General features: G+C 66.6%; 11 protein-coding genes and 1 pseudogene. 4 read left to right on the forward strand and 8 right to left on the reverse strand.

Translation table 11 applies throughout. From position 1 onward, the window contains the following. Window positions 1-67 precede the first annotated feature (67 nt). On the reverse strand, window positions 68-619 hold the full coding sequence (locus SHTP_RS17520) for a VOC family protein (protein ID WP_096371289.1): 552 nt from the start codon (window positions 617-619) through the stop codon (window positions 68-70). 231 nt (window positions 620-850) lie between these two features. On the opposite strand from SHTP_RS17520, the pseudogene SHTP_RS30165 reads away from it, so the two are divergent. Next, window positions 851-3,449 (forward strand): annotated as a pseudogene (locus SHTP_RS30165) (cation-translocating P-type ATPase). Here SHTP_RS30165 and SHTP_RS17530 read toward each other — a convergent pair. From SHTP_RS17530 to SHTP_RS17550, 5 genes are all read right to left on the reverse strand, one after another. Continuing rightward, window positions 3,446-3,748 (reverse strand): hypothetical protein, encoded by a 303-nt coding sequence (locus tag SHTP_RS17530; protein WP_012395238.1) that lies wholly within the window; start codon window positions 3,746-3,748, stop codon window positions 3,446-3,448. The pseudogene SHTP_RS30165 and the gene SHTP_RS17530 overlap by 4 nt on opposite strands. Before the next feature lie 173 nt (window positions 3,749-3,921). Continuing rightward, window positions 3,922-4,695 (reverse strand): Rv1352/Rv1906c domain-containing protein, encoded by a 774-nt coding sequence (locus tag SHTP_RS17535; RefSeq protein WP_172900680.1) that lies wholly within the window; start codon window positions 4,693-4,695, stop codon window positions 3,922-3,924. A gap of 5 nt (window positions 4,696-4,700) precedes the next feature. Beyond that, a complete protein-coding gene (locus tag SHTP_RS17540; RefSeq protein ID WP_096371290.1) occupies window positions 4,701-5,555 on the reverse strand; it encodes a carboxymuconolactone decarboxylase family protein in 855 nt (284 codons plus the stop codon). 40 nt (window positions 5,556-5,595) lie between these two features. Continuing rightward, window positions 5,596-6,969: a TldD/PmbA family protein gene (locus tag SHTP_RS17545; protein WP_096371291.1), complete on the reverse strand. Its 1,374-nt coding sequence runs from the start codon at window positions 6,967-6,969 to the stop codon at window positions 5,596-5,598. Then, the gene (locus SHTP_RS17550; protein ID WP_096371292.1) at window positions 6,966-8,483 is read right to left on the reverse strand and encodes a TldD/PmbA family protein; all 1,518 of its coding nucleotides are present in this window, start codon (window positions 8,481-8,483) and stop codon (window positions 6,966-6,968) included. Before SHTP_RS17550 ends, SHTP_RS17545 begins: the two co-directional genes overlap by 4 nt. A 34-nt stretch (window positions 8,484-8,517) precedes the next feature. On the opposite strand from SHTP_RS17550, the gene SHTP_RS17555 reads away from it, so the two are divergent. From SHTP_RS17555 to SHTP_RS17565, 3 genes are read left to right on the forward strand one after another with little or no spacing between them, the layout of a single operon-like run. After that, window positions 8,518-9,390: a carbohydrate ABC transporter permease gene (locus tag SHTP_RS17555; RefSeq protein WP_096371293.1), complete on the forward strand. Its 873-nt coding sequence runs from the start codon at window positions 8,518-8,520 to the stop codon at window positions 9,388-9,390. Further along, a complete protein-coding gene (locus tag SHTP_RS17560) occupies window positions 9,377-10,216 on the forward strand; it encodes a carbohydrate ABC transporter permease (RefSeq protein ID WP_096371294.1) in 840 nt (279 codons plus the stop codon). Before SHTP_RS17555 ends, SHTP_RS17560 begins: the two co-directional genes overlap by 14 nt. Further along, the gene (locus tag SHTP_RS17565; protein WP_096371295.1) at window positions 10,213-11,541 is read left to right on the forward strand and encodes an ABC transporter substrate-binding protein; all 1,329 of its coding nucleotides are present in this window, start codon (window positions 10,213-10,215) and stop codon (window positions 11,539-11,541) included. The genes SHTP_RS17560 and SHTP_RS17565 overlap by 4 nt, the downstream gene beginning before the upstream one ends. Before the next feature lie 30 nt (window positions 11,542-11,571). Here SHTP_RS17565 and SHTP_RS17570 read toward each other — a convergent pair whose 3' ends face one another. Both SHTP_RS17570 and SHTP_RS17575 read right to left on the reverse strand, forming a co-directional pair. Then, the gene (locus SHTP_RS17570; protein WP_096371296.1) at window positions 11,572-12,444 is read right to left on the reverse strand and encodes a universal stress protein; all 873 of its coding nucleotides are present in this window, start codon (window positions 12,442-12,444) and stop codon (window positions 11,572-11,574) included. Next, entirely contained in the window at window positions 12,441-13,910 is a 1,470-nt protein-coding gene (locus SHTP_RS17575) for an amino acid permease (protein WP_096371297.1), read from the reverse strand. Before SHTP_RS17575 ends, SHTP_RS17570 begins: the two co-directional genes overlap by 4 nt. Window positions 13,911-13,922 lie beyond the last annotated feature (12 nt).

Below are 13,922 nucleotides of genomic sequence, written 5' to 3' on the forward strand. Positions count from 1 at the left end.
CTCAACGGTCCGCGGGAAACCGTGCCCCACGGCCGATGAGCCCCGTCGACGGGACAACGCAGCAAGATCACCGTGACGTTCGCCCCGGCAGGCTGCGTATGGCTTCGCGCGCAACGGAGCGCTTCCACTCCGGATGGTCCGCCGAAACAGCGCGCAGGGTACGATAGGACTTCCAGAAATCACGCGGGGACGGAACCGACGGCAGCCGCGCCAACTCCCAGTGGATGCCATTGATCGGATCGTCGAAGAACACCGCGTAGTAGCCGGGTGTGTAGATGGGATATTCCCTGGGCGGGTCGGTGACGGGGATTGCCCGCGGGAGCAGAAAGTCTCGATGGAAGCGATCGATTTCCGCCCGGCTTCTGGCCCACAGCGCGATGTGGTTGATGCCGACCTTCTGGTCCCGATGCCGTAGCTGCCCGCCACCGTCGGCAGGCTGAATGCCAATGTAGCTGTGCGGCAACGGGAACCGAGCCATGTAGTACGTCGACCGATATTCGATGTCGAGGGTCCAGAAGCTCATGTAGCCCAGCCAGCCGAACATCGCGTCATAGAAGGCGATCGACTTGTCGTAGTCCAGAACATTGAATTCCACGTGGTGAACACCGCGCCAGCGCATCGCGCCTCCCTACCTCACCGGGCCAGACCGCGTGAGCACCACCGCGCCCCAGACCCGTGCACCCGACAACTATCACCGTAGGCGTCGGGTAAGGCCACCGCTTCGGTGGACTTCTCCGCTGCCCAACGACCGCGCCGGATATAGCATTTCGGCTGGTGACAGCGGTGGGTCCGAGCGCGGGGCACCGCGCGCCCTCGGCGCCGGGCCCGGCACCGGTTGAGAGGAGGGGCGATGGCCGACGTCCTGCCACCCGGGCTGAGCGCCGCACAAGCCCGCGAACGGCTCGCCCACGATGGCGCCAACCGGCTGCCGGCCGCCAAACGGCCCTCGGTGGGCCGGCGCCTGATCGGGGAGCTGACACATTTCTTCGCCTTGTTGCTGTGGGCCGCGGCGGTGCTCGCTTTCTTCGCCGATCTCCCCGAATTGAGCATCGCGATCGTTGCCGTGATCGTGGTCAATGGCGTCTTCGCCCTGATCCAGCAGGCCCGCGCCGATCGGGCCGCCGACCGGCTTCAACAGATGCTGCCGACGCGGATCACGGTCTGGCGTGATGGCCGCCGGCAGGTGATCGACGCCGAGGATGTGGTGGTCGACGACATCGCGCTGCTGGAAAGCGGCGACCGTGTGCCGGCCGACGCCGTGGTGCTCACCGAGAACCGGTTGCTTGTCGACTCCTCGATGCTCACCGGTGAAAGCGAGGCCGGCGGCGTGGCCAGCGGTGAACCGCTGTTCGCGGGCACGTTCGTGGTCGAGGGTGACACGTGCGCACGGGTCACCGCGATCGGCCAGCACACCCGCCTGGCCGGGATTGCCCGGCTGACGACCTCGACCACCAAACCCGACACCCCGCTGACCCGCGGCCTGCGCGGCGTGGTGCGCCTGACCGCGGCGATCGCGGTCAGCGTCGGCGCGATCTTCCTGCTCGTCTCGGTGCTGGTGGGCAACCCGACCCAACAGGCCTTCGTGTTCGCCATCGGTGTCACGGTGGCCCTGGTCCCCGAGGCGCTGCTGCCCACCGTCACCCTGTCGCTAGCCTGGGGATCCGAACAGATGGCCAAACGTCAGATCCTGGTCCGCAACCTCGAGGCCGTCGAGACGCTGGGCTCGACGACGTTCATCTGCACCGACAAGACCGGCACCCTGACCCGCAACCAGATGACCGTCGTGCAGGCCTGGACCCCGGCGGGCGCGCTGGGCGTCGAGGGCGCCGGCTATGGTCCAACGACGCAGCTGGCGTGGTCGTCTCCCGGCGCAGCGGATCCGGTACGCGAACTGGCCCTGGCGGCCCAGCGCTGTTCCACCGGGTACGCCGAAGAGGTCGACGGACGGTGGCGCGCCCACGGGGATCCGATGGAAGCGGCGTTGGACACCTTGGCCCGCCGGGTGGGCATCGACACCGTCAACGACCGTCGCACCAGCTCCGTGGCGCTGCGCTTGCCCTTCGATCCCCGACTGCGCCGCATGGCCGTGGTCGCGGCGGACCAGATTCTGGTCAAGGGAGCACCCGACAGCGTGCTCCCGCACTGCGGCGACAACCCGGCAGCCCGGCAAGAGGTGGAGACGTTCACCGGCCGGGGGCTGCGGGTGCTCGCCGTCGCGGCGGCCCCACGCGACGGCCGTACCCCCCCGCAACCTCGAAGAGTGCGACCGGGGGATGCGGCTGCTGGGCTTGGTGGCGTTGGAAGATCCCCCGCGAGAGGGCATCGGCAACTCGCTGCGGGCCTGTCGGGGGGCCGGCGTGAAGGTGGCGATGGTCACCGGCGATCATCCGGCCACGGCCACGGCCATCGCCAACGAGGTGGGTCTGCGCTCCCCCGACGCGCCGGTGCTGTCGGGGACGGACTTGCCCACCGACGAACAACACCTGGCGGCGCTGCTCGACCACGACGGCATCGTCATCGCCCGGGTCTCCCCGGAGGACAAACTGCGCATCGCCCGGGCCCTTCGTTCCAGGGGCCACGTGGTGGCGATGACCGGGGACGGGGTCAACGACGCCCCCGCGCTGCATGAAGCCGACATCGGCGTGGCCATGGGCGAATCCGGCACCGACGTCGCCCGCGAGGCCGCCGACCTGGTGTTGCTCGACGACTCCTTCGCCGGCATCGTGGCCGGCATTGAGCAGGGCCGCGCCACCTTCGTCAATATCCGGCGATTTCTGACCTACCACCTGACCGACAATGTCGCCGAACTCGCGCCGTTTCTGGTCTGGGCGCTGTCCGGCGGCCTGTTTCCGCTGGCTCTGGGCGTGCTGCAGATTCTGGCGCTCGACCTGGGCACCGACACTTTGTCCGCGGTTGCGCTGGGTGCCGAGCCGCCCGCCAAGCACCTGCTCGACGGACCGCCGGTGCATGGCCGGCTGATGAATCGCACCGTGTTGTGCCGGGCCTTCGGGCTGCTGGGGCCCCTCGAAGCCGTCCTCACCCTCACGGCTTTCCTGGTGTCGCTGATGGCGCTGGGCTGGCGCGTTGGTGATCCGTTTCCCACCGGCGCGCACCTGGCCGCGGCATCGGGCGCGGCGTTCATGACGGTGGTCCTGGCTCAGACGGCGAACGTCTTCGCCTGCCGGTCCTCCTCGCGCTGGCCTGGATCGCTCGGTTGGTTCACCAACCGGCTCTTGGTGCCGGCGGTGCTCATCGAGCTGGCCTTCTCGCTCATCGTGATGTGGGTGCCACCCGTGGCGAGGCTGCTCGGCCAGTGGAACCCGCCGCTGTGGGGCTGGGCCGTCGCGCTGGCCTCCATGCCGATCCTGCTCGCCGTCGACGCATTGGATAAGCGGGTACGGTCACGGCGGCGGCGGGCCGGAATACCGCCAAACGGTCTATCCCGCTAAAGGTTTGGGCTGACCGCATCGGGGCCGTCCGCGGCGTCGGCTGCTGCGATCAATGCCCGCGCCAACCCGCGAGCCCGGTGTGCCGTGAGGGGCTGGTCAGGTAGCAGCCCGCCGACCGCTACTCGGGACACGACGCGCCCGTCCGCGTACTGCATGCCGCGGATGCACACGGTGATGTCGTGAGTTTCGTGCGGGCTTTCGACCGTCCATCTGCGGCCGTCGAAGAGACGAATCCCGCCTTCCCCGGTGGCGACCCCCTTCGGGCTCGCGGGACGCTCAACATCAGGATGACCGGCCATGGTCACTTTGCTCCCTTGCGATGTCCTGCATAGCGCCCCAAACCTACGTCGACTCGGCGTCATGACACAAGCGAACATTGCAGTGCTACAACATAATCCACACACATACGGCAGGCGAATGAGAGCTGGCGAGAAGGTGAACGGCACCGCCCGCGGGCCGCACCGCGATGGCGCTAGTACAGGTAGACGATGGCGCCGTCACCGCCGCTGCACGTCACCAGCGGCCCGTTGGCGGTGCAGGTCATCGAGTAGGACTGACCGGTCACCGGGCTGACCACCTCCACCTGTCGAGGTGCGGCACCGGCGGGGGCGCCGGCTCCGTAGGCGAGCCGAACCTGCTCGGCGAAGGGACAGGAGGTCGCCGGCGTTCCCGCGGCCGACTGGGCGAATCCGCCCGCGGGCCCGGACACGTTCGGGCAGGCTTGGGCGCCTTCCGGCAACGTCACGGGCGTGGTCGACGTCGTGGTGGTTGTCGTGGTCGTGGTCGTGATGGCGCTCGAATCCAGGGTCCAGGGTGGACAGTGTTGGGTCTTGAAGGCCGCATCGCTCGGCCTGATCTGGACCACTTGGGGACCGGTACCGGCGCCGTTGGCGATGACCTCGTCGAGGGTTCCGCCGACCCCCCTCAGCCGTTCCCAATAGCAGGAGTCGCCACCCGCCGAGCGATAGGTGCCGGCCTTGATGTCCACTCCCACCCGAAAGGTGCCGTCCCCCGGAATGCCGCTGGCCGGACCCGCGGAGGTGGTCGTCGGCGGAATCGACACCGTCGTGCCCGGATAGATCGGGGGTAGCCGTGATTCTTCGTTGCCCCCGGTGGGCAACCTCGGTGCCGCCGACCTTCCGCCGGATCCAAAACAGCCCGCCAGCCCGCACGCCGACGCCACCCCCACGAAGATGGCGACAACCGCCTTCGCCGCGATGACCCGTCGCCCGCGGCCGCTAGCCACACCCGTCAACTGAACACCGTCTGACCATCCGCACCGATGCGATAACGCTCGGTGCCCCGTTCGACCCTGGGAGCATCGGCACCCAGCGACACAGCGATCTTGTTGCTGGCATTACGCATGATGTCAAGAGTCAGCTCGATGGCCTCCGCCTCGGAGAACCGGGAGCGCACCTCGGCGGCATCGTCGACGGCGAGGTGCGCAGGGGTCCAAATTAACGTATCGGTATACCTCAGCGCTGCTTTTGCGCGGTCATCGAGCACAACAGAATGCTCGAAACCCTCGATCTCGCCATAAAGCGGCTCGGAACCACCCGCGTCCAGCGCGGTGCTCTCCCGCAGTGATTTACACAGCCGACAGTTGTGCTGGGCCGCACCGCGCAGCCGCACCAGCTCGGAGATCACCGGGTCCAGGGCGCGCATCCGGGCCACTGCGGGCAGAAATTCGTTGAACACCACCTGGGACGGATCGGTGCTGTGATCCCACTCGATGGGCGCCCCCACCCAGCCCAGATAGTCCCGGCCCACCCCCAGTGCTTGCAGCCCGGCCCTCACCCGCGGCACGAAGTCGGCGATGAAGATCGATGCGACGGCACCCAATGTGGAGTCGCCCAGCTGCTTGAACAATCGAGACCGTTGTTCGGCGCTGATCGAAGAAACGTCCGCGCTGAATTGTTCGGCGAACTCCGCGACAACGGCCTCGGCTGCTGACTGGGGTTCGGCAACGACGACCTCCGCGGGCAACGCGGGCAGCCCGAGCGTGCGCGCACAGACCTGCCGAACCAGCCCCGCGATACGACCGTCGCCCGGGGACACCACAACCAGTCGGGCCAGCACATCACCGACTGGAGCCGCAGCCGCCATCCATCACACGCTAGAGCGCGCCATCACCCACAGCAATCACTTACTGTGCCTGACTGACCGACGACATGTGAAAGTCCGGAATCCGCAGTGACGGCATCGCCGTGCGGGTAGCCCAGTCGGACCATTCCCGCGGCAGCGTCACCTCGCTGACCCCGGCTTCGGTGGCCCGTCGAAGCAGGTCAAGCGGGCTTTCGTTGAAACGGAAGTTGTTGACCGCCGCGGTCACCTCGCCGTCTTCGACCAGGTACACGCCGTCTCGGGTCAGCCCGGTGAGCAGCAGTGTGGTGGGGTCGACCTCGCGGATGTACCACAGCGTGGTCAGCAACAGGCCGCGTTCGGTGCTCGCGATCATGTCGGCCAGATCGTTAGAGCCACCCGTCATCAGCAGGTTGTCGGCCGCAACGGCCACCGGAGCGTCGAACTTGGCGGCCGTGGCTCGTGGATAGGCCAGCGCGTTGATCGCCCCGTTGCGGACCCAGTCCACCTGATCGATGGCCATACCGTTGTCGAACACCGAGACCGTCTCGGTGGAGTTGCTCACCGCGACGAACGGGGCACACGCCAACCCCGGCGCCATCGGATCGGAGAACAGGGTCAGCGGCAGGTCGGTGAGCCGCTCCCCCACTCGCGTGCCGCCGCCCGGCGCGGACAGCGCGGTACGGCCCTCCTGTGCGCCGCGGCCGGCCATGGACCACGCCAGATAGAGCATCATGTCGGCCACCGTGGACGGCGGCATGATCGTCTCGTAGCGCCCCGCGGGTAGGTCGACCCGGCGCTGGGCCCAGCCCAGTCTGATCGACAGCTGCTCGAGCAGCAGGTCGGTGGGCACGTTGACGAAGTTGGGTGTCCCGACGCCCGCCCATGCGCTGGCATCGCCGTGTTTGAGGTTGATCTCCACCGCTCCGGCCGGCTGGGTATAGCGCCGCCGCAGGCCCGTCGATGACGCCAGAAATGTCGTCGAAACGCTGTGGTGGGCGTAGCCGTACAGCCGGTCGGCGCCCCGGAACTCCCGGCTGAGCGAGGCGGCGACGTCAGCGAACACTTCGGGACCGGTGCCGGCTACCGGCGCATCCCAGTCCACCGGCACCCCGGCATCGGCCAGCAACGGTGCGACATCGCCGGCCTCGGGGGCCGAACACGCCGCGTCCTGCGATGCCGCCACCAGACCGGGCAGCGCCGACGGGTCTACCTCGCCGGATACCACCGCGCCGACGAAGGCGCTATCGCCCTGGCGCACAATCGAAATCACCGTGATGTGCCGCTGGGTCGACAGGCCGTTGGTGGTCATCGAATTGTTCGCCCAGCGCAGCGTGGCCTCGGTTTTATCGACGACGAGCACCATGGTCTCGTCGGCGCGGCCACGCTGTGCCGCCTCGTCCAACACGATGTTGACGACGTGCTGCGCAGTGATCATCGTCCGCCCTCGGTACGGGTGTTGAGTATGTTGACACCACGGAACAGGGCCGACGGACAGCCGTGACTGACCGGGGCAACCTGACCGGGCTGGGCCTTGCCGCAGTTGATCGCACCGCCCAGCCGCCAGGTCAACGGGCCGCCCACCGCCTCCATGGAATTCCAGAATTCGGTGGTAGTGGCCTGATAGGCGATATCGCGTAGCTGACCGTCCAGGCGGCCATTCCGGATGCGGAAGAACCGCTGGCCGGTGAACTGGAAGTTGTAGCGCTGCATGTCAATCGACCAGGACTTGTCTCCGACGATGTAAATCCCGTCTTCGACGCGGCCGATCAGATCGGCCGTGCTCAGGTCCTCGGCTCCGGGTTGCAGTGACACATTGGCCATCCGCTGGATCGGGACGTGATGTGGCGAGTCGGCGTAGGAGCAGCCGTTGGAGCGCGGCTGGCCCAGCCGCGGGGCGAACACCCGGTCCAGTTGGTATCCGACGAACACCCCGTCGCGCACCAGATCCCAACTCTGTGACGCCACCCCTTCGTCGTCGTAACCGATGCTGGCCAAGCCGAATTCGACGGTGCGATCGGCGGTCACGTTCATGACCGGTGAACCGTAGCGCATGCTCCCGAGCTTGTCCGGGGTGGCGAACGAGGTGCCGGCATAGGCGGCTTCGTAACCGATAGCCCGATCGTATTCGGTGGCGTGGCCAATGGATTCGTGGATCGTCAACCACAGATTGGTTGGGTCGATCACCAGATCCGTGGGTCCCGCAGTCACGCTGGGCGCCTTGGTCTTCTCGGCCAACAGCGACGGCAGCTGGGCCAGCTCGTCGGTCCAGTTCCAGATCTCGTCGCCGGCGACCACTTCCCAACCGCGCGCCGTCGGTGGCGCCAGGGTGTGCATGGAATCGAAAATGCCCGCCCCGGAGTCGACGGTCACCGCCTCGAGCGACGGGTGCAACCGCACCCGCTGCTGTGTGATCGACGACCCGTAGGTGTCGGCATAAAAGGTCTGTTCCTTGACCGCGTTGAGGCTCGCCGATGCGTGATCGACACCGTCAGCGCTCAACAATCGCCCCGAGTAGTCCTCCAGCACCGCGATCTTCTCGCTGGCCGGCAAGCTGAACGGGTCGATCTGATAGTTGGAGACCCATACGGCGTCGGTGTACACCGGTTCGGGTGCGAGTTCGACCCGCTCGGTGTTCAGCGCCGCCAGCGTGGTGGCCACTCGCACCGCCCGCCGTGCCGTGTCGGCCGCGGCCGACGCCGACAATTCGGCGTGCGAGGCGAATCCCCAGGTGCCGTTGACGATCACCCGGACCGCGAAGCCAAGCTCACGACTGAGGATCGCGGTCTCTAGCTCCCCGTCGCGCAGGTGGATGATTTCGGTGCCGATGCGCTGAATACGCAGGTCGGCGTAGCTGGCCCCAGCCGCGGTGGCCGCCGACAGCGCAGCGTCGGCCAGTGCAAGGCGCGGCAGGTCCAGGAATTCGGCATCGATTCCCCGGTTCGGTGTCACGACTCCACCGTAACGATCACGCTTTAATACACCCATGCGCGCCACGCCACGCCGAACCACCGCGTTAGCCTATGCCCTGCTGGCACCCAGCCTGTTCGGGGTTCTCGCCTTCCTGTTGCTGCCCATCCTGGTGGTGATCTGGCTGAGTCTGTACCGCTGGGACCTGCTGGGACCGCTGCGCTACGTCGGGCTGGCCAACTGGCGTTCGGTGCTGCGCGACGGCGACTTCGGTAACTCGTTGGTGGTCACCGCCATCTTCGTGGCAATCGTGGTGCCAGCCCAGACGGTGTTGGGCTTGCTCGCGGCGATGATGCTGACCCGCCGGCTGCCGGGCACCAACTTTTTCCGCACCCTCTATGTGTTGCCCTGGATCTGTGCGCCGCTGGCGATCGCGGTGATGTGGCGCTGGATTCTGGCGCCCACCGACGGCGCCATCAGCACCTTGCTCGGGCGCCGCATCGAATGGCTCACCGATCCCGACCTCGCCCTACCGGTGGTTGCCGCGGTGGTCATCTGGACCAACGTCGGCTACGTCTCGCTGTCCTTCCTCGCGGGCCTGCTGGCCATCCCGGACGATATCCACGCGGCGGCACGCACCGACGGCGCCAATGCCTGGCAGCAGTTCTGGCGCATCACGCTGCCGATGCTGCGCCCGACCACGTTCTTCGTCTTGGTCACCGGAATCGTGAGCGCCGCACAAATTTTCGATATCGTCTACGCGCTCACCGGCGGAGGCCCGGAGGGCAGCACCGAGCTGGTGGCGCACCAAATCTATGCCGAGGCATTTGGTTCGGCGGCCATCGGACGGGCGTCGGTGATGGCCGTGGTGCTGTTCGTCATTCTCATCGGCGTCACCTTTGTTCAGCACATGTATTTTCGGCGGCGGATCAGCTATGACCTCACTTAGCCGCCGCCTGTCCCGCCGAGTGCCCACCAGGGTGATCTACGCCGGGCTGGTGCTCGGCGCGCTGATCACGCTGCTGCCCTTTGCGCTGGGACTGCTCACCTCGTTCACCTCCGCACATCAATTCGCCACGGGTACGCCGCTACAGTTACCCCACCCACCGACGTTGGCCAATTACGCCGACTTGGGCGGTGCCGGGTTCGGCCGGGCGGCGCTGGTGACCGCCCTGATGACGACGGTGATCCTGCTGGGCCAGATGACCTTTTCGGTGTTGGCCGCCTACGCCTTCGCCCGGTTGGAGTTTCCCGGACGCGATGGGTTGTTCTGGGTCTACATCGCGACCCTGATGGTGCCGGCGACGGTCACCGTGGTGCCGCTGTATCTGATGATGGCCCAGCTGGGTTTGCGCAACACCTTCTGGGCCTTGGTGCTGCCCTTCCTGTTCGGGTCGCCGTACGCGATCTTCTTGCTGCGTGAGCATTTCCGCATCATCCCCAACGACATGATCAACGCCGCACGCCTGGACGGAGCCAACACCCTGGATGTCCTGGTACACGTGGTGATTCCGTCCAGCCGCCCGGTCCTGGCCACCATGACGCTGATCACGGTGGTCTCGCAATGGAACAACTTCATGTGGCCGTTGGTGATCACCAGCGGCCACAAGTGGCGGGTGCTCACGGTGGCCACGGCTGATCTGCAGTCCCGGTTCAACGCCCAGTGGACGCTGGTGATGGCGGCGACGACGGTTGCGATCGTTCCGCTGATCGTGCTGTTCGTCGCCGCGCAGCGCCACATCGTCTCGTCAATCGCGGTGTCGGGGCTCAAGTGAGTCGGCCCCGCTTTTCCACCCTGGTCGCTGTGGCAGTCACGCTCATCGCGGCATTGTTGGGCGTCACCGCGGTGGCGCTGGACCGCATCGACGCACCCCCCGGCGGCAAGATCGTGGTCACCGTCCGGCTGTGGGCGGCGCCGATCGCCGCGGCATATCAACAGTCCTTTGCGGCGTTCAGCCGCACCCATCCCAATATCGAAGTGCACACGAATCTGGTCTCCTTTTCGACCTATTTCGATACGCTGCGCACCGATGTGGCCGGCGGCAGCGCTGACGACATCTTCTGGCTGTCCAACGCCTACCTGGCCGCCTACGCCGATAGCGGCCGGTTGATGAAGATTGACACGGCCGTCGATCCCGGCGAGTGGGAGCCGGCGGTGGTCGACCAGTTCACCCGCAACGGTGTGTTGTGGGGAGTGCCGCAGCTGACCGACGCCGGGATTGCGGTGTTCTACAACGCGGATCTCCTGGCCGCGGCGGGCGTGGATCCGGCCGAGCTGGACGGCCTGCGGTGGAGTCCCGGTCCCGACGACACGCTGCGTGCACTGCTGGCCAGGCTCACCGTCGACGCCGACGGGCATGTTGGCGGCACCCCGGGTTTCGACCCCGGGCGAGTCCGCCAGTGGGGATACAACGCCGCTAACGACCCGCAGGCCATCTACCTCAACTACATCGGCTCGGCCGGCGGCGTGTTCATGCGCGACAACGAGTTTGCCTTCGACAATCCACCCGCCATCGATGCGTTCCGCTATCTCGTCGGCCTGATCAACAACGATCACGTCGCGCCGCCCGCCTCAGACACCAACGACAACGGTGACTTTTCCCGCAACCAATTCCTGGCCGGCCGGATGGCGCTGTTCCAGTCCGGCACCTACAGTCTGGCTCCGGTGGCCCGCGATGCCACCTTCCGCTGGGGGATGGCGATGCTGCCGATCGGCCCCGCGGGCCGGGTCAGCGTCACCAACGGTATTGCCGCTGCCGGAAATTCCGCGTCCCAGCATCCAGACGCCGTGCGTCAGGTGCTGGCCTGGATGGGGAGCAGCGCCGGCAACGAGTATCTGGGCCGCGACGGTGTTGCCATTCCCGCGGTGCGGTCCGCCCAGCCCTCCTACTTCGCCTTCTGGGAAGCCAAGGGCGTCAACGTTGAACCGTTTTTCGCGGTGCTGTCCGGGTCACGCATTCCCGCACCGGGGGGCGCGGGGTTCGCCGCCGGCAACGATGCGCTCAAGCCCTATTTCGATGAGATGTTCCTCGGCCGTGGCCAAGTCGCGACAATTCTGCGCGAGGCGCAGGCGGCGGCCAACGCCGCCGCACGGCGGTAGTTGGAACAAACCGACGCGGCCGGTCTGAGACTAGCCGGGTAACACCAGCACCGGCACCGGACTGTGCCGAATGATCTTGCCGCTGTTGGAACCCAGGAAAACTCTGGCGATGTCGCCACGCGGTGAGGTGCCCACCGCCAGGATCTCGCCGTCTTCCCAGTCCGCCGCATCCAGCGCATGCTGCCAACCGTTGCCCGTGATCACCTCGAGCACAGCGTCTTCCTCGACGATGCCGTCCTTCTGCAGCATTTCCAGCATTCCGCGCGCTTGCTCGGCCCAAGCCTCCAATACCAATGCCTCCGCATGCAGCCCCACCTCGGGCGGATACATGGTTCGGCCGCGGACCGCAAAAGTGATGACCCGCAGCGGAACCCCGTACTGCCTGGCCAGCTCGGCGCAGCGACGCACCACCTCGACCGAGTCGGTGGTCGCGGCGTAACCGCAGGTGATCCTGGTCAGCCGGTCGGTGCGGGAGTGGTACTGCCGGGGACTGATGGCCACCGGCACCGGCGAGGAATGCAACACCCAGTCGGCGGTCGAGCCGATCAGCACCCGGGCCCTTCGCCCGTTCGGAAAGGAACCCAGGATCAGCATCTGGGCATCGAGTTCCTCGACCACCTCGATCAATCCACCCGACACCGACCGCTGCTCACGATGGCAGTAACTGACCTCGATCCCGGTTGCCACGGTGCGCAGATACCGGTGCGCCTCCTTTTCCGAGTCTTCGGCGACCTGCTCGGCCCATTCCGAATAGTCGCCCTTGGCTAGCGGGGGCGTCAGCCACGGCTTGGTCAGGATGGTCGCCACCGTCAGCGAGGTGTCCAATGTCCGCGCGGCCCGAACGGCTAGATGCAACGCCGAGGGACCCACCCGGCCGGCCAGATAGCCGACGACGACGGTCACCGTTCCTCCCCGGTCGGATTGTCATGCAACGCGGGGGCATTGAGCCTACTGTGGTGCCGCCCCCAGAACAGGTAGAAAATTAGCGCGATCCCGACCCAACCGCCAAACGCGATCCAGGTGTACCAATGCAGGCTGTACAGCAGGTAGCCGCAGGCCAGTATCGAAAGGATCGGGGTCACGGGATAGCCCGGTACCCAAAAGCCGCGCGGCAGGGCCGGCTCGCGCACCCGCAGGATGATCACACCGACCGATACCACGATGAAAGCTGTCAGCGTGCCGATGGACACCATGTCGGCGAGCCGGTTCAGCGGCACCAGCGCCGCCAGCACTGCCGCCGCGATGGCCACGACCACCGTGTTGCTCACCGGAGTCTGGAAGCGCGGATGCACGGCCGCGAACCGGGCCGGAAGCAGACCATCGCGGCCCATCGCGAACAGAATGCGCGTCTGGCCATACATCGTGACCAATGTGACGGTGAAAATCGAGATCACCGCACCCATCGCCAAAACGGTGCTGGCCCATGCGCTGTGCGTGACGTTGTCGAGAATCGTCGCCAGCCCGGCCTCCTCCTGGCCGGCGAACATCTGCCACGGCTGGGTTCCCAACGCGGCGAACGCAACCAGCACATAGACCCCGGTGACCACGAACAGCGCGGCGATCAGCGCGCGTGGCACGCTCTGCTGCGGATTCCGCACCTCCTCACCGGCGGTAGACACCGCGTCGAGGCCGATGAACGAGAAGAAGATGGTGCCCGCGGCAGCGCCGACACCGGCAACACCGAAGGGAGCGAAGTCCTTCAAGTGGTTGGTGTCGTAGGCGGTGATCGCAAGGATCACGAACATGCCCAGCACGCCGAGTTTGATCAACACCATGATCGCGTTGACCTTGGCCGATTCGCTGACTCCCCGAATCAACAGCAATGCGCAGAGTCCGATCAGGATGATCGCCGGCAGGTTGAGATAGCCGGCCGCTTCACCCGGCCGCTCATCCCAGGGCGCCTCGGACAACGCTTGGGGTAATTGGAATCCGAACACGTTGTGTAACAGCTTGTTTACATAGCCGCTCAAGCCCACCGCGACGGCGGCGGTGGCCACGCCGTATTCCAGCAGCAGGCATGACGCCACCCCCATGGCGACCGCCTCCCCCAGGGTGGCATACGCATACGAGTACGACGAACCGGAAACGGGCACCGCCGATGCCAGTTCGGCATAGCAGATGGCGGCAAGACCGGCCGCGACACCAGCGATGATGAACGAGACGATCACGGCGGGCCCCGCTTCGGGCACCGCCTCCGCCAGCACGAAGAAGATTCCGGTACCCACCGTCGAGCCGACTCCGAACATGGTCAGCTCGAAGGTGCCGAAACTCCGTTTTAGGCTGCCTGCCGCACCTTCTGCGACAGGGGCGCCGCCCACCGGGCGGCGCCGCAGCATCTGTTCTCTTAGCCTGATCGAAGTGGCCGGCAATTGCGCCTCCTG

The sequence above is a fragment of the Mycobacterium ulcerans subsp. shinshuense genome (assembly GCF_002355775.1).
Lineage (GTDB): Bacteria > Actinomycetota > Actinomycetes > Mycobacteriales > Mycobacteriaceae > Mycobacterium > Mycobacterium marinum.